Genomic DNA, 14,772 nt, shown 5'->3' on the forward strand with positions numbered 1-14,772 from the left:
ACGCGGATTCCTCGCTCACGGGGGCGCGCTCGGGATTGCGGGCGGGGACGCGGCGTACTACCGCGCGTCCACGGCGGCGAAGAGCGCGCCCGCCCACGCCGCGTCGCGCTGGGAAACGAGCCGCAAGGTCAGCTGGTCACCGCCGTGGGCGAGACCGGTACCTGGATCGAACACATCCGAGTCGTCGCCGAGCGTGCTGGCGTACGCGGGCTCACGCCGGGCGCGTACCGGGCCGGGTTCGTTGATCGTGGTCTTGAGTACGTCGTCGGCCGGGTCGGCGGAGTCCTGGAGCGGGACGGGTGCGTGGCCGGCGGTGGTGTAGGTGAGCGAGTCGCCGGTGCCGCCCCGGCCGCCGTTGTATGCCACGAGACCCGCCCGTCCACCGGCGCCACGCGGGGCGTGTAGCCCGTTCAGCCGTACCTCGGCCCGTGCGTCACGGGAGTCGAAGCCGTCCCGGAGGCCGACCGTCCACAGTCCTGAGCCGCTGGAACAGACCCGCTCGGTCACCTCCGCCGAGGCCTGGAAGGCGTCGGCGCCGCCGCCCGCGCGGTGGCCCACGACCGTGCCGGCGGGCAACTCCTCGTAGGCGCCGCCGGCCGGCAGGTCGCCGTCGACGCCGATGCAGGACATGTCGAAGTCATCGTTCACCGAGGGGACTTGGCCCTCCCGGGCGGCCTGGCGGGGCGGCTCGGACGGCTCGCCGGGAGTCGTGCGGCAGCTGACGGACGCGTTGCCCGCGCGGGCGAAACCGCCGCGCGGCAGCGCGTGGTGGCGCTCGGCGTAGGGGATGCGCGGAGCCTCGGGGGCGGGCTCGGCCGTCGTCCGGGCGGTGCCCGGTGCCCGGACCGGGGCGAGGACGAGCGCGCTCGCCGACGCACGGCACAGCAGCGGGCCCAGGAGATTGCGCATGACCGGCTTCGTTCTTTCAGGGGGGAGCGGAGGGGTGGGCGGAACAGTCTGATGTGATGTCAATACGGGTAAGTCGGGAGGTTCGCAACTCTAGTCGCTATCCGTATTAATCCGTCAAAACCGTGCAAGTGTGTCGGAGTCGTGAAGGCGGCTCCCCGGAGATCACTCGTGTGGCGGCACAACCCGGGGCGGCGCCAGGCGTTGACACAGCGCTGGGCATCCGCCCGTATGTTTGTTTCGACCCCAAGGAGACCTCTCCATGTCGCGTATCGCGAAGGGCCTGGTCCTGTCCACCGCTGCCGTCGCGGCCGTCGCCGGCGGTGCCGCTGCGGCTGTCGCCGACAGCGGCGCGAGCAGCGCCGCCGCCCACTCCCCGGGCGTGCTGTCGGGCAACGTGATCGAGGTTCCGATCCACGTTCCGGTCAACGTCTGCGGCGACACCATCGACGTGATCGGCCTGCTGAACCCCGGCTTCGCCAACACCTGCGTCAACGGCTGACGCAGCGACTGTTCCCTTCGGCCGGCCGTCTGCCCGCGCACCCCGCGTGCGGACGGCCGGCCGGTGTTTTTCCCGGCCGTCCACCGGACGCGCCCGGCCCGGCCGGCGCCTTCGGGATCTCATATGTCTTCCGAAAACGGGGTTTCCGGTCCGCCGGGACGTCGTTGGACATGACGTCGGATTCCCCCGGGCGGCTTGCGTTGCCGAAAGTCGCCGAAGAAAGGAACATGATGAAGTCGCTGAAGGCCGTCGCCGTCGCCGCAGGTTCCGTGGCCCTCGTCGGCGTCGCCGCGCCCGCGTTCGCCTACAACACCGCCGACCTCACGCCCACCAGCCTCAACGGTGCGGTGAACACGATCACCAAGGACGGCCTGGACCTGAACCAGGCGATGCCGCTGCGGCACCAGTCGAACGCGCTCGACACCGAGAACAAGCGCTCCCCGCTCAACACGGTCAAGACCGCGGCCGGGGCCCTCAACCAGCACAACCCGCTGCTGGGCGGCCTGCCGTTGCAGGGCTGAGCCGGCGAGGGACGGGCCGGGCCGGGAGTGTTCGAGGGACACCGAGGGGTGTCCCTCGTTCGTGTGGCCCGTCCGGCGGGCGTCCGCCGACCGGGTGAGCGGGCACCCGGCCGCCGCACGGCCCGTCGGTAGGGTCGCGCGGTGACCTCAACCCCAAGCGAAACCCGCCCGCTCCGCCTCGCCGACCTCGGCACGCTCGTCGTGCTGGCCTGGAGCGGTGAGGCCCCCGACGGCGGCGACATGCCCTATCTGCTGGCCTACTCCCTCGGTGACGCCGAGGGCGGTCCCGAGGCCACCGCGGCCGCGGTCGAGGCGCTGCTGGCGAACAACGGGCTGCCGGTGGGCGGCGACCTCGTCGACGGCACCGCCCGGCCCAGCCTGCCCGTCACCCTGCTCGTCGAGGCCGGCCAGGCCGTCCTCAGCCTGGCCCCGCTCAACGCCCAGTGCCCCGCGCCGGCGGAGTGGCTCGCCGCGGTCGGCGAACGCGGGTATGCCTACCTGGTGTTCACCACCCGCCCGTGGCCCGAGGGCGAACCCGGCAGGCCCGTCGACCCCGAGGCGCTGCGGGACTTCGCCGGGGCCGAGGAGACCCTGACCGCCGCCGCGCACGTTGTCCTGCCGGCCCGCAGCCTGCGCGGCTGATGGCCCAGGCCGTGGGGGCCGGGCGGGGGTTCGCGCTGCTGACGTTGGTCGCGGGGTCGGCCGGGCTGCTGGCCTCCTGGGTCATCACCCTCGACAAGTTCAAGCTCCTCGAGAACCCGCACTTCGTGCCCGGGTGCAGCCTGAACCCGGTGGTGTCCTGCGGCAGCGTGATGAAGAGTGCCCAGGCCTCGGCGTTCGGGTTCCCCAACCCGATGCTGGGCCTGGTGGCCTACGCCGTGGTGATCTGCGTCGGCACCAGCCTGCTGGCCGGCGCCCGCTTCCCCGCCTGGTACTGGCTGACCTTCGACGCCGGCTGCGCCTTCGGCGTCGGATTCGTGTCCTGGCTGCAGTTCGAGTCGCTGTACCGGATCGGCGCGCTGTGCCTGTGGTGCTGCCAGGCCTGGGTGGCCACCATCGTCCTGTTCTGGTACGTCACCGCCTTCGCCGTACGCCGGCGGTTCCTGCCCGCGCCGCGCCCGCTGCGGGAGTTCCTCGGCGAGTTCACCTGGCTGCTGCCGGTGCTGCACACCGGGGTCGTCGGCATGCTCGTCCTGACCCGATGGTGGGACTTCTGGACGAGCTGAACAACGGAACGCCGGAATAACGGAGGAGCGGACTACCTGAGGAGCGGACTACCGGAGGAGCGGAATACCGGAGGAGCGGAATACCGGAGGGGCGTATTTCCGGAGGAGCGGACGAGTGCGGACTGGCGTACAGCCGACTAATGCTGCACCCGGGCGAATTGTGAACTGATGCCGATTCCGGCTCGTTACCCGGTACGGACGTCGCTCCTCTCGTATCCCGAAAGGCCCGTACCTGACATGAAGCCGACCACCCGAGGAACCCTTGCCGTCGTCGTCGCGGGCGTCGCCGTCGCCATGGGCGCGGCCGCCACGCCCGCCGCCGCGACCGACGGGGTCCCCGTCCCCGTGCCGCTGGACGGTGTCGAGAAGTCCCTCGGCATCGAGATGCCCAAGCTCGGCATGGAGCTGCCGCTGCTGATCCCCGGCGTCCCCGAGGGGCCCCGCTACGTCGAGGGCCGGCTCATCCCGGAGGGCGCGCTGCCGCGGGTGCCGATGAACGGCCAGCTGCCCGGCGTCGGCCTCAGCGTGCCGCTCCCGCGTGCCTTCGGCGCCGGCTTCGACCACGTCGGCATCGACCTCCCCGCCTCCGACCTGCGCACCCTCACCCCCGGTCTGGCGCTGGACGCGCCCCTCAGCGCGCCCGACCCGCAGCACTACGGCGTGCCGCACCTGAAGATGCCCGAGGTCGGGGTGCTCGCCCCGGTCCTGCAGACGGTCGTCGGCGGCAAGCTGGGCGCCGGCTCCGGCACCGGCCGGTAAACCCCCCTCGGGTACGGCCCTTTCGGCCCGGTCCCGCGCCGGACGGCGGCGCGGTGGTGACCGGGCGCCCCCTTGGACGGTTACCGGTACCGACAGTGGTCGGTGAACCGTACGAGGAGTGGGCATGGTCGTCGGAGTCGGAGTCGGAGTCGGAGTCGGAGTCGGAGTCGGAGTCGGTGGTGTGGCGGTGGGCGCGGAGCCGGGAGCCGGGCAGCCGGGCAGAGCCGGGACGGGCAGACGGACGCGGCGCGAGCTGACGCGGGGGCTGTTCGCCTCCGTGGCCGCCCTGGCGTTCGCCCCGGTCGTCGCCGCCTCCCGCCCCGCGCCCCTGGCCGGGGCGCCCGCGGGCACCTCCTTCGACGAGACCTACCGGGGCCGCCGCATCCGGGGTGCTCTGGTACCGGCGGCCGAGCGGGCCGTCGACGGCGGCGAGTGGCAGGTCACCGTGGACGGCCGGCCGCTGCATCTGATGCGGCGGGCCGACGGCAGCTGGCTCAGCATGGTGGACCACTACAGCTCGTACCCGACCCCGCTGGCGGCGACCCGCGGGGCCGTCGACGAGATGGGTCCCGGGCAGCGGCTGCGCGATCCGGCGCCTGGCCACATGCACATGGGGGGAGACCATGGCGTACGTGCGTAAGGACGTCAGCAGGCTGACGGCCGCCGAGCGGGGGCGGCTCGTGAAGGCGTTCCTGGAGGTCAAACGGCGCGGCGAGTACGACGAGTTCGTGCGGACGCACATCGAGTACTACACCCCCGACGGCGAGGACGGACTGCGCGCCGCCCACATGGCGCCCTCCTTCCTGCCCTGGCACCGCCGCTTCCTGCTCGACCTGGAGCAGGCCCTGCGCCGGGTCGACGGGTCGGTGACGGTGCCGTACTGGGACTGGACGAGGGACCGTTCGGCGTCCGGTGTGCCGTGGACGAAGGATCTGCTCGGTGGCAACGGCCGGGCCCGCGACCAGCAGGTGATGACCGGCCCGTTCGCCTATGCGGCGGGGCACTGGACCATCACGGAGGGCTTCACCGACGGCGAGTTCCTCGCCCGGGACCTGGGCCGGGCCCGCGATCCGATCGACCTGCCCGCGCGGGCCGAACTCGACCGGGCGCTGGCCGACCCCGCCTACGACGTCCCGCCGTGGGACTCGACGGTCACCCGGGGATTCCGCAACCGGCTGGAGGGCTGGGGGACCGGCAGCGGCAAGGCGTCCTGGCACAACCACAACCGGGTGCACCGCTGGGTCGGCGGGGCCATGCTCGGCGGCGCCTCCGTCAACGACCCCGTCTTCTGGTTCCACCACGCCTTCGTCGACCTCCAGTGGGAGCGCTGGAAGTCCCGGCACCGCGGGCGGCGCTACCTGCCGGCGCAGCCGCCGGGCCCCGGCGACCCGCAGCACGACCGGATCGTCGCCCGCGGCGGGAAGCTGCCGCCGTGGGACGTCACCCCCGAGTCGCTGGAGGACGTGAGCCGGATCTACCGGTACGCCTGATCCGGCCCCGGACACGGGAAGAGCCCCGGCGCCCAGGGCGCCGGGGCTCCTCGCGGGTGGTGGCTCAGGAGCCGTAGCCGCCGTTCTTGCCGTCACCGCTCTTGAGGTGGCCTCCGTTGCCGCAGGCGCCACCGAACGCCGGGTTCAGCAGACCGATCACGTCGACGGTGTCGCCGCACACGTTCACCGGGATGTTGACCGGGACCTCGATGACGTTGCCGGACACTACGCCGGCCGAGCTGACGGCCTCGCCGTTGGCACCCGCGTCGGCCAGGGCCAGGCCGGCCCCGCCGATCACCACAGCGCCGGTGCCGAGGGCTACGACGGCGGCCTTCGCGATGCGAGACATCACGTTCTCCTTCTTGTTGCTCGGGGAGTGCGGCGGCAGGACCAGCCGCCGCACTCCCCGTTCAACGCCCCGACCTGCGGCTGGTCACGCCGATCAGCGGACGATCACTCCAAGGGCCGGAGTCAGGACATTCCCTGAGGCAGCCGCCGTACCGGGGCGCCGGCCAGGAAGGCCCGGATGTTCTCCACGGCCTGGCCGTAGTACGTCGTGTAGTTGGCGTGGGAGACGTAACCGAGGTGCGGGGTGGCCAGCAGCCGGGGCGCGGTGCGCATCGGGTGGCCGGCGGGCAGCGGCTCCGTGTCGAAGACGTCGACGCCGGCGCCCGCGATCCGGCCCTCGTGCAGCGCGGCGAGCAGCGCGTCCTGGTCCACGATCGCCGCGCGGGAGGTGTTGACGAGGTAGGTGGTGGGCTTGAGGAGGGCGAGTTCGGCGGCGCCGAGCAGCCCCCGGGTGCGGTCGCCGAGCGCCAGGTGGACGGAGACGAAGTCGCTGGTGGCGAGCAGGTCCTCCTTGCTCGGCGCGAGACCGACGCCGACCTCCTCGGCGCGCTCCTTGCTGAGGTTCTGGCTCCAGGCGCTGACGTGCATGCCGAAGGCGAGCCCCACCTGAGCGACCTTGCCGCCGATCTTCCCCAGGCCGAGCAGCCCGAGCCGGCGCCCGTGCAGATCGGCGCCGACGGTGGACTGCCAGGGCCCGCCGCCCCGCAGCGCCGCGTTCTCCTGGACCAGCCCACGGGCCAGTCCCAGCAGCAGCGCCCAGGTCAGCTCGACCGGCGGCGCCGAGGAACTCTGCGTCCCGCACACCGTGATCCCGTGTGCCTCGGCGGCCGCGTAGTCGATGACGCTGTTGCGCATCCCGGAGGCGATCAGGAGCCGCAGCCGGGGGAGCCGCCCGAGCACCGAACCGGGAAAGGCGACGCGCTCGCGCAGGGTCACCACGATGTCGAAGCCGGCGAGAGCCGCGACGAGTTCGTCCTCGTCCGCGGGATGCTCCCGCAGCGACACCACCTCGACCTGACCGGCGAGCGAGGCCCAGTCCCCGAACTCCCCGCCCACCCCTTGAAAGTCGTCGATCACAGCACAGCGAAGAAGCATTGCTTCACCGTACCGGCGACTCCAACGCGCCCCGTCAGGGGCGCTGGGGGTACCCCCGGCCGAAGGCTGGGGGAGGAACTGCGCGACCAGCCGAAATCCACCCGCAGCCGCCCAACGACGCGTCCTGGCACGCCCGTTGGCGCACAGCGATTCCTCGCACAAAAAACGCCGCCCGGAAACCAGGGCGGCGCAAAAGGGTCCGGTGGGTGGGGCCACCGGACCCGGTACCGGGCGCAGCGGGTGCCGGGCGGAACGTCAGTTCGTCGCAAGGATGGAGCGGTACCACGGTTCGGCGCGGCCGAACCACGTCTCGAAGCCACCCCCCGGCCGCTGACCGAGATCCGCCCAGAGCGCGTCGGCCGCGAAGAAGTGGTCCGTCGTGAGGATGTCGAGCGTGCCCGGCGGAACCCCCTTCGCCGCGAGGATCGCCTTGGCCCCCTCGACGGTGAGGTTGTCACGCGGCCAGTCGATCCCCGCACAGCCGGCGACCGCCCGCAGCGCACTGCCCACGGTGACCGGAGCCGGATCCGCGGCGTGGTAGACCCGCGAGGTCAGGACCCCGTCCGGCGCCAGCGCGGTCGCGACCAGCAGCCGGGCCAGGTCAGGCGCGCCGATGACCGACGCCCGTGACAGCCAGCCGGCCACCACTCCCGGCAGGACCCGCAGCAGTCGTGCCAGGGTCGGGCCGACCCACAGGTCCCCCGCTCCGAAGACCAGATGGGGCCGGAGCACCACGCCGCCGGCCGCGAGCACCGCGTCCTCGGCCGCCGCGCGGGTGCGGGAGGTGACGGAGCCCGGATTGCGGGTGAGCTCCTCGGGCCGGTGACCGCGGAAGGTGCCGCGGCCGTACACCGACGCCGTGCTGAGCTGGACGATCCGGCGCACTCCGGCCCGCCGCGCCTCGGCGACCAGCGCTGCCGTGCCACGCGCGTTGACCGCCTCGTTGGCCGCGGCACTGCCGCCGATCTGTGCCGCGCAGTGCAGGAGTACGTCGACCCCGTCGCACACCCCGCGCAGCGAGCGGGGGTCGGTGAGGTCGGCGTGCACGGTCCGGGCCCCGGAGCAGGACCGCGGCAGGGACCGGTGGTGGCTCATGAGCCTGAGCTCGGCCCGCCGGCGCTGTGCCTCGCGCGTCACGTGGGCCCCGACGAACCCGGACGCGCCGGTGATGAGAAGGATGGGCACGGGGAGACTCCCGGGGAGCGGTCGGGGTCAGCGGACACGGGGCCGCAGGACGAGTTCGGCGGTGAAGACCGTCTCCTGCCGCTGGCTGCCGCGCACCCGCACCAGCAGGTCGCCCCGGTCGCCGTGAGGTTCGGGGTCGGCGGTGATCCAGCAGGGCGCGTCGAGTTCGGCGTACCGCGTGAACTCGCTGCGGGTGCCGAGCAGCAGGGCGCAGGGTGCCCCGGTGCGGGCGTGCGCGGCCTGCCGGGCCGCCTCCAGGAGGAACATGCCGGGTATGTGGTCGACCGGGTGGTCGAAGTAGGTCGGGTGCGCGGTGTCGACCCGCAGTTCCCATCTGCCCCGGGTGCCGGGCGCGGGTTCGCACAGCGCGACGTGCCGGGCGGTGGCGTGGCCCACGGCGGCCGGGTCGAGGGCCGGCGGCGGGGTGCGGTCGGTGGTGGTGGGGCGCTCCCCGCGCATGCGCCGGTACACGTCCGGGCTCATGCAGCGGAACGCGGCCGAGGCGGTGGCGCGGGCCCCGTTCTCCCGGACCACGGTGACGTCGTAGCGCATCTCCCGCAGCCGGCCGGCGCGGCGGACGACGTCCCGGCAGACCGCGTGCATCTCGACGTCGGTGGGGACCGCGTCCGCGACGAGCAGGTCGGGCTCGGCTGCCACGGACATGTCAGACATGAGGAACTGGTAGCCGAACGGCACGTCGAACTCGGCGTGGGCGAGCAGGGATCCGATCTGGCGGATCGACTCGATCAGCAGCATCGGGTCCTGGTATCCGCCGTCGGGGGCGAACAGCGCGTGGCTGCGCGGCCATTGGGCCCGGACGACGAAGCCGTCGAAGCCGTCGGCGCCCGGGGACTCGTCGCGCTCCCAGCCGGTGAGCAGGACTTCGGAGACCGCCGCGCGGTGGACGTACTCACGCGGCACAGTGGTGGTCAGTCCGGGAAGCAGGGGCTTCGGGGCGATGGCCCGGTCGGTGAGGTGCGGCATGTGCAGCGCTCCTGTGTCGGTGTGACGGGAAGGAGGGGGCAACAAGCCGTACGCCGGCTGTCACCCCCCGTGGCCGACGTTCTGCCCCACAAGATACAGACAGGTCGGTCCGGTTCTGCAAGGGGCGAAGCCATTTCTTGGGCGAGTCGGGAGGGCTTGAGGGCTTGCCATCGATGTCAACGGTCCGTTATGCCGGTATTGTCATCATGAAACGTACAAGGTTGTATGGTTCATCGGAGATACGTAGCTCTTGGTCAAGTCTTTCCGTGGGGCGACTTAACGGAGTCTGACCTCCCACTTGTCCGGTATTCCGACGAAATCGCAGCTCACGACGGGGGCGTTAGAGGGTGGCGCGGGCGGCGCGCCTCTCGGTCTGGGCAGTTGACAATCAGACAAGTCTGTTTGGTACGGTCTGGTGGTGAACCCGCAGTCCGAGATGACGTGGATGTGCCTCAGGGGGAGCAGATGAACCGCCAGTACGCGGACCTCGTGGCGCCGTCGCCGCGGCGCCACCGCTCGCACGGCCCGCTCGTCCCGGCCGGTCACCCGGCCGGCCACTCGGCAGCACGCCCGGCCCACCCGGCCCCCGCGTACGGCGCGCCCCGCCCGGGAGCGCTGCACGTCCTGGTCGTCGAGAACGACCCGCGGGCCGCCGACCCCCTCCTGCAGGGGCTGGCCCGGCACGGCTACGCCACCCACGGCGCGACCACCGGCGCCCAGGCGCTGCGCGGCCACCGCGAGGCCGACCTCGTCCTGCTCGACCTCGACCTGCCCGACCTCGACGGCCTCGAGGTGTGCCGCGGCATCCGGGCGGTCAGCGACCTGCCGATCATCGCCGTGACCGCGCGCGGCTCGGAACTCGACTGCGTGCTCTGCCTGCAGGCCGGTGCGGACGACTATCTCGTCAAGCCGTACGGCTTCCGGGAGCTGCTGGCCCGGATGGAGGCGGTGCTGCGCCGGGTGCGGGTCCGGCCGGCGGACGAGCCGGCGGCCGGCCGGGTCGTCACCCACGGGCCGCTGCGCATCGATCCGGGCGCCCGCACGGCCATGCTCGACGGGCGGCCCCTCGACCTGACCCGCAAGGAGTTCGACCTCCTCCACCTGCTGGCCTCGCAGCCCGGCACGGTGATCCCGCGCCGTCAGATCATGGCCCAGGTGTGGGACGACGCGTGGTCGCCGCGCGGCCGCACGGTCGACACCCATGTGGGCACCCTGCGCGGAAAAATGGGCTCCAGTGCCTGGATCGTCACCGTCCGGGGGGTCGGTTTCCGGATCGGCAGTCCCTAGCCCTCTCCCGCGTTATCCCAGGTCACGCCCGGTCCCGGCGCACGGCCTGGGAACCGCTTTCTGACAACTCCCGCCGCGGTACTGACCGTAGGCCGCCTGTGCGGCTTACGATACAGACCAGTCTGTTGAATTCAGCGGGAGAGCGTAAGGATCTGGCATGGCTCAGCAGGAACGCGGCAAGCGGTCACGGCGGTCGATCCTGGAGGCGGCGGCCCAGGTCTTCGACGAGCGCGGCTACGACGCCGCCAGCACCAACGAGATCCTGGCCCGCACCGGACTCACCCGAGGGTCCCTCTACCACCACTTCCCCTCCAAGGAAGCCATCGCGCTGGCCCTGGTGCAGGCCCACGCCGAGGCCCTGCAAGTGCCCGAACGGCCGATCAGGCTGCAGTCGGTGATCGACCTGACCCTGGAGTTCGCCCGGCGCCTGCAGCACGACGCGGTGCTGCGCGCGAGCGTGCGGCTGACGACGGAGCAGACGTCGTTCGACTGCCCGCCGCAGACCACGTACGAGCAGTCCATGGACACCATCCTGACGCTGCTCCAGGAGGCCGAGAAGCGGGACGAGATCCTGCCGGGCGTGGACGTGCGCGAGGTGAGCTCCCTGATCGTCGGCTCCTTCACCGGACTGCAGATCATGTCCCAGGCCTACACCGGCCGCGCCGACCTGCCCGAACGCACCAGCGTCCTGTGGAAGTTCCTGCTGCCAGGACTCGCCACGCCGGGCCTGGTCGGGCGGCTGCGCACGACGCCGCCCGAGGAGTGACCGGCCCGCTCTCAGATCCTGCGCTCGCCGCCCCGGCCCGGCGGCCGGTCCCGGTCGAACAGCGGGCGCAGCAGCCGCCACAGGCGCTGGGTGATCTCGCCGTCCCACCAGCCGGGGTCGGTGTGCCCGAGGGTCTCGATGCCCGCGGCCATCACCACCGCCAGGTCGGCGAGGTCCTCGGCCTGCTCCGCGGACTCCTTCTGCGCCTCCGCCACCCGCTCGTGGACCGCGGCGAGCAGGTCGTCGCGCAGCCGGGGCGGTCCGGCCGAGCCGTCCGCGGCCAGCTGCATGCCCGCCCGGACGACCTTCTCGGTGCGCATGGCCTCGCCGAGCGCGAACAGGAAGCGCTTGGGCGCGTCCGCCGGCGGCCCCGCGAAGGCCTCCTCGGTCAGCGCCTCCACCCGCGCTCTCGCCTCCTCGTACACGGCCGCGGTCAGCGCGGTGGTGGAGGCGAAGTGGTGGTAGAGCGCCCCCCGGCTGACCCCGGCCCGGCGGCAGATGTTGACCAGTCCCGCGTCGGACAGCCGACCGTCCGCGATGAGCTCGGCGGTGGCATGGACGAGAGCCTGACGCGTGTGCTCGGATCGCGCCTGCATCAGGTCGTACCCGCCTTCCCTGCCAGCAGTGTGCCCGGTACGTGCACTCCCTGCGGGCACCGGTGCCAATGGTGGTAAGAATCATACAACCATGCCTGTTTCGCGGGAGGACCCCGGTCGTGGTCCACCTCCGCATGATCTCCACAGGATCCCAACGTCCCTGGCGGCAGGGGTGGATGTCCGGAAACATGCGCGGTGAGCGGAGTCCCGGACGCGTCCTCAATCAGACAGGTCTGTTTGTAAAAGGGCTCAAATCCGGCCAGTTGACACAGGTTTGACACTCCGCTGACAGAGCTGCGGAGGATTGTGGGAAGCCTGAACCGCCGTCCGTTGAAGCGGCCGGCCGCCCCCGTGAGACTGGACGCAGTTCCACACGGACCGAGGATTCGGGGGATCCGAATGGAAGAGCCGGAGCGACTCACGGACGACCACGTCAGCCGCGACTGCCGCAGGCGCTGCGGACGGATCTGCGTCCGCTGCCTGGACCGGATCGACGGCGGCCTGCGCACCCTGCTCGACCTGTACCGGGAGAGCGACCAGGCGCTGGCGCCCGGGGCGCCGGTGCTGCGCGAGCGGGTGAGCGGCAGCCGTGCCACCGTCGGCATCGTGCTCGACGAGCGGGCGCTGGCCCTGCGGGCCCGGGCGGCCGAGGTCATGGCGCTGTGGGCGCGGCTCGTCGTGGACGAGCGCACCGGCGCCCGGCCCGCGGGTCGCGGGGTGCCCGCGCTGGTCGGGTTCCTGCGCGGGCAGCTGCCCTGGTTCGCGGGGCACCCGGCGGGCGCCGACCTCGACGAGGAACTCGCCGGACTCCTCACCGACTTCGGCCACCTGCTCGGCCCCGGCCCGGTACGCCGGTTCGCCCTCGGCGCCTGCACCCGGCCGGAGTGCGCCGGAACGCTCTACGGCATCCTGCCGGCGGACGGCGGCGACCGGGTGCCGGACCAGGTCGCCTGCGACGCCGGGCACGCGCTGCCGCCGCGCCAGTGGCTGCTGGTCGCGAACCGGGCGCGGGAGGCGGTGACGACATGACGGGCACGGGAGACGGTGACGGCGGGACGTCGTCCGCGGCGGCGAAGCCGCGCACGGTTCCGACGGAACTGGCGGCCCTCGCGATGGGCGTCACCCAGGCGACCATCCGCAAATGGGCCAGCCGCGGCAAACTCACCCGCCACGGCGGCCCCCGGCGGGCCGAGTACGACCTCGACGAACTGTTCGCACTGGCGCGCGGAAGCGAGACCGAATAGCCGGCGCGAGACCCCGCGGCCGCAGTGAATTCGAGTAACTCCGCGCTGCCGCGTGGAATTCACCGACCATCACCCGCAAGAAACCGGATCCGTGCGGGGATCCGGTGCGAAGCAGCCCCCGCGGCCCGTCCCCCCGGCCGCGGGGGCTTCTTCGGTTACCCGCCCTGATTATCAACTCGCTTCATTCAAAGGGAAGTTGACGCATCCGAACAGAGGTGTCACACTCTTTTCGGCGCCCCCATGCCCTGACGGCGGCGGCGCTTCCTGCGGGCTTCTGCATTCGAGCCCGTGGCGTCCATCCCGAATCCGTGCCCCGACCGGGGCGCGGATTTTTTGTTTTCCCTCCGCCCCGACTTGAGGAAGTGTGGTCGATGCCTGTTTCCACCTGGACACCCGTCGGACAATGGACGGGTACGGTCACGCACGACGGCGAGGTGGACGAGTACACCGTCGCCTTCGCCCCGGACGGCTCGCTCTCGGTCACCACGCGCAAGAGCACCGGAACCGGCGCCTGGACCGTCACCGGCGACGACTCGCTGGAGTTCTCCCTGCGTGAGGACTTCAACCTCGACGTCACCCAGATCAGCCCCAACGGCCACCGGGCCGCGTACATCCAGATCGACATCACCGCGCGGCACGACGGCGACGCGCTCACCGGCGAGGGCAAGGCCGTCGTGCACGGCCCCGACGACGTCGTGATCTACGCGACGGACGCCCGGACCGAAGCGCGCCGGGTGTCATGACGGCCGAGGTCGCCCGGCTCACCGACGTGCTGAGCCTCACGGACCTGGCCGGGCGCTATCTGGCCGGCCTCGACGAGGGCGGCTTCGACGAGACCTGGGCGAGGTCCCTGTTCACCGAGGACATCGAGATGACGTTCCCGGTGGGCAGCCACCGGGGCCTCGCCGGGGTGGCCGGCTTCACCACCGAGATCATGGCGCGCTGGGGCCGTACCCACCACCACGGCTCGGAGACCCAGGTCGACGTCGACGGCGACCGGGCCGAACTGAGCTGGAGCCTGATCGCCTCCCACGTGCACCACGGCTCGCCGCTGCCGCCGGACCCCACCCGGTACTTCCAGCTCGGCGGCCGCTTCACCGGAACGGCCCGGCGCACCCCCGGCGGCTGGCGGTTCGAGCGGCTGCGGCTGCGGATCGTGTGGACGACCGGCGCCGTGCCCAGGGGAGTGACCCAGGTCGACCGGCAGACCCTCGACACCCGAGGAAACACGCTCACTTCAGCCAAGGAGAACCCACCCATGCCGACCACGCTCACCGCGGACCAGCAGAAGGAACTGATCGAGAAGGTCTTCCACGAGGGCCTCGACCTCGGCGACCTGGCGGCCGCCGACCGCTACCTCACCGCCGACTTCCGCAACCACGGCAGCCACGACGACTCCATGCGCGGCCCGGAGGCGTTCAAGCACACCATCCGGATCCAGCAGTCCGCGTTCAGCGACATCAAGTACGAGATCCTCGACTTCATATCGATGGGCGACAAGGCCGCCATCCGCTGGGTCATGCACGGCCGCCACACCGGCCCGTTCATCGGCATCCAGCCGACCGGACTGCAGGTGCAGCACCAGGCGATCATCTGGTTCCGCTTCGAGGGCGACCGGATCGCCGAGCGCTGGGGCATCGTCGACAACTTCGCCCTGCAGAAGTTCCTCCAGTCCGGCGGCAAGCCGGTCGGCCCGCTGACTCCGGCGGGCAAGCCCGCGGCCTGAGCCGCGCCCGGCCGCGGGGGGCGGCCCCCCCCCGGGGGGGGGGGGGGCGGGGGCGGGCCCCCCCCCCCCCCCCGCCCGACACCAGGGGGCCGACGCACGACCCCCGCCACAAAAAATGCACCCGAAAAAAAGACGGG

The 14,772-nt window shown here is 72.2% G+C and carries 19 protein-coding genes; 13 read left to right on the top strand and 6 right to left on the bottom strand.

Annotated features, from left to right (window positions below):
- Positions 1–57 precede the first annotated feature (57 nt).
- The gene (locus tag ACFY0K_RS12320) at positions 58–909 is read right to left on the bottom strand and encodes a DUF3344 domain-containing protein (protein WP_390639774.1); all 852 of its coding nucleotides are present in this window, start codon (positions 907–909) and stop codon (positions 58–60) included.
- Between the two features lie 259 nt (positions 910–1,168).
- On the opposite strand from ACFY0K_RS12320, the gene ACFY0K_RS12325 reads away from it, so the two are divergent.
- The 7 genes from ACFY0K_RS12325 (at position 1,169) to ACFY0K_RS12355 (ending at position 5,404) form a co-directional block, all read left to right on the top strand.
- On the top strand, positions 1,169–1,408 hold the full coding sequence (locus tag ACFY0K_RS12325) for a chaplin (RefSeq protein ID WP_351959102.1): 240 nt from the start codon (positions 1,169–1,171) through the stop codon (positions 1,406–1,408).
- Between the two features lie 230 nt (positions 1,409–1,638).
- A complete protein-coding gene (locus tag ACFY0K_RS12330) occupies positions 1,639–1,929 on the top strand; it encodes a hypothetical protein (protein WP_351959221.1) in 291 nt (96 codons plus the stop codon).
- Positions 1,930–2,070: 141 nt separating this feature from the next.
- Positions 2,071–2,571, top strand: coding sequence for a DUF5949 family protein (locus ACFY0K_RS12335; RefSeq protein WP_390639775.1), 501 nt, complete (start codon positions 2,071–2,073; stop codon positions 2,569–2,571).
- Complete coding sequence (locus ACFY0K_RS12340; RefSeq protein ID WP_390639776.1) at positions 2,571–3,155, top strand: vitamin K epoxide reductase family protein; 585 nt, start codon at positions 2,571–2,573, stop codon at positions 3,153–3,155. The genes ACFY0K_RS12335 and ACFY0K_RS12340 overlap by 1 nt, the downstream gene beginning before the upstream one ends.
- Before the next feature lie 237 nt (positions 3,156–3,392).
- Positions 3,393–3,914: a hypothetical protein gene (locus tag ACFY0K_RS12345; RefSeq protein WP_390639777.1), complete on the top strand. Its 522-nt coding sequence runs from the start codon at positions 3,393–3,395 to the stop codon at positions 3,912–3,914.
- 124 nt (positions 3,915–4,038) lie between these two features.
- Positions 4,039–4,554 (top strand): tyrosinase cofactor, encoded by a 516-nt coding sequence (locus ACFY0K_RS12350; RefSeq protein WP_390639778.1) that lies wholly within the window; start codon positions 4,039–4,041, stop codon positions 4,552–4,554.
- On the top strand, positions 4,538–5,404 hold the full coding sequence (locus ACFY0K_RS12355; RefSeq protein WP_390639779.1) for a tyrosinase family protein: 867 nt from the start codon (positions 4,538–4,540) through the stop codon (positions 5,402–5,404). The genes ACFY0K_RS12350 and ACFY0K_RS12355 overlap by 17 nt, the downstream gene beginning before the upstream one ends.
- A 64-nt stretch (positions 5,405–5,468) precedes the next feature.
- Here the strand turns inward: ACFY0K_RS12355 and ACFY0K_RS12360 are convergent, their stop codons facing one another.
- The 4 genes from ACFY0K_RS12360 to ACFY0K_RS12375 form a co-directional block, all read right to left on the bottom strand.
- Complete coding sequence (locus ACFY0K_RS12360; RefSeq protein ID WP_390639780.1) at positions 5,469–5,753, bottom strand: chaplin; 285 nt, start codon at positions 5,751–5,753, stop codon at positions 5,469–5,471.
- A gap of 122 nt (positions 5,754–5,875) precedes the next feature.
- Complete coding sequence (locus tag ACFY0K_RS12365) at positions 5,876–6,847, bottom strand: D-2-hydroxyacid dehydrogenase family protein (RefSeq protein WP_390639781.1); 972 nt, start codon at positions 6,845–6,847, stop codon at positions 5,876–5,878.
- A gap of 255 nt (positions 6,848–7,102) precedes the next feature.
- Entirely contained in the window at positions 7,103–8,032 is a 930-nt protein-coding gene (locus ACFY0K_RS12370) for an NAD-dependent epimerase/dehydratase family protein (protein ID WP_390639782.1), read from the bottom strand.
- A gap of 27 nt (positions 8,033–8,059) precedes the next feature.
- Positions 8,060–9,016: a ScbA/BarX family gamma-butyrolactone biosynthesis protein gene (locus ACFY0K_RS12375; RefSeq protein ID WP_390639783.1), complete on the bottom strand. Its 957-nt coding sequence runs from the start codon at positions 9,014–9,016 to the stop codon at positions 8,060–8,062.
- A 465-nt stretch (positions 9,017–9,481) separates the two neighbouring features.
- On the opposite strand from ACFY0K_RS12375, the gene ACFY0K_RS12380 reads away from it, so the two are divergent.
- Positions 9,482–10,303, top strand: a complete 822-nt coding sequence (locus ACFY0K_RS12380) for a response regulator transcription factor (RefSeq protein WP_390639784.1) — start codon at positions 9,482–9,484, stop codon at positions 10,301–10,303.
- 157 nt (positions 10,304–10,460) lie between these two features.
- Entirely contained in the window at positions 10,461–11,069 is a 609-nt protein-coding gene (locus ACFY0K_RS12385) for a ScbR family autoregulator-binding transcription factor (RefSeq protein WP_352365628.1), read from the top strand.
- 11 nt (positions 11,070–11,080) lie between these two features.
- Here the strand turns inward: ACFY0K_RS12385 and ACFY0K_RS12390 are convergent, their stop codons facing one another.
- Entirely contained in the window at positions 11,081–11,665 is a 585-nt protein-coding gene (locus ACFY0K_RS12390; protein WP_390639785.1) for a TetR family transcriptional regulator, read from the bottom strand.
- Positions 11,666–12,064: 399 nt separating this feature from the next.
- On the opposite strand from ACFY0K_RS12390, the gene ACFY0K_RS12395 reads away from it, so the two are divergent.
- The 4 genes from ACFY0K_RS12395 to ACFY0K_RS12410 all read left to right on the top strand — a co-directional run bounded on the left by ACFY0K_RS12395 (position 12,065) and on the right by ACFY0K_RS12410 (position 14,635).
- Entirely contained in the window at positions 12,065–12,694 is a 630-nt protein-coding gene (locus ACFY0K_RS12395; RefSeq protein WP_390639786.1) for an OvmZ protein, read from the top strand.
- Positions 12,691–12,909, top strand: a complete 219-nt coding sequence (locus ACFY0K_RS12400; protein ID WP_390639787.1) for a MerR family transcriptional regulator — start codon at positions 12,691–12,693, stop codon at positions 12,907–12,909. Before ACFY0K_RS12395 ends, ACFY0K_RS12400 begins: the two co-directional genes overlap by 4 nt.
- A 371-nt stretch (positions 12,910–13,280) precedes the next feature.
- Complete coding sequence (locus ACFY0K_RS12405) at positions 13,281–13,652, top strand: dehydrogenase (RefSeq protein ID WP_256215980.1); 372 nt, start codon at positions 13,281–13,283, stop codon at positions 13,650–13,652.
- Positions 13,649–14,635, top strand: coding sequence for an ester cyclase (locus ACFY0K_RS12410; RefSeq protein WP_390639788.1), 987 nt, complete (start codon positions 13,649–13,651; stop codon positions 14,633–14,635). Before ACFY0K_RS12405 ends, ACFY0K_RS12410 begins: the two co-directional genes overlap by 4 nt.
- The last annotated feature ends 137 nt before the right edge of the window (positions 14,636–14,772 follow it).

It is taken from the genome of Streptomyces sp. NPDC001507 (genome assembly GCF_042894765.1).
GTDB lineage: Bacteria > Actinomycetota > Actinomycetes > Streptomycetales > Streptomycetaceae > Streptomyces.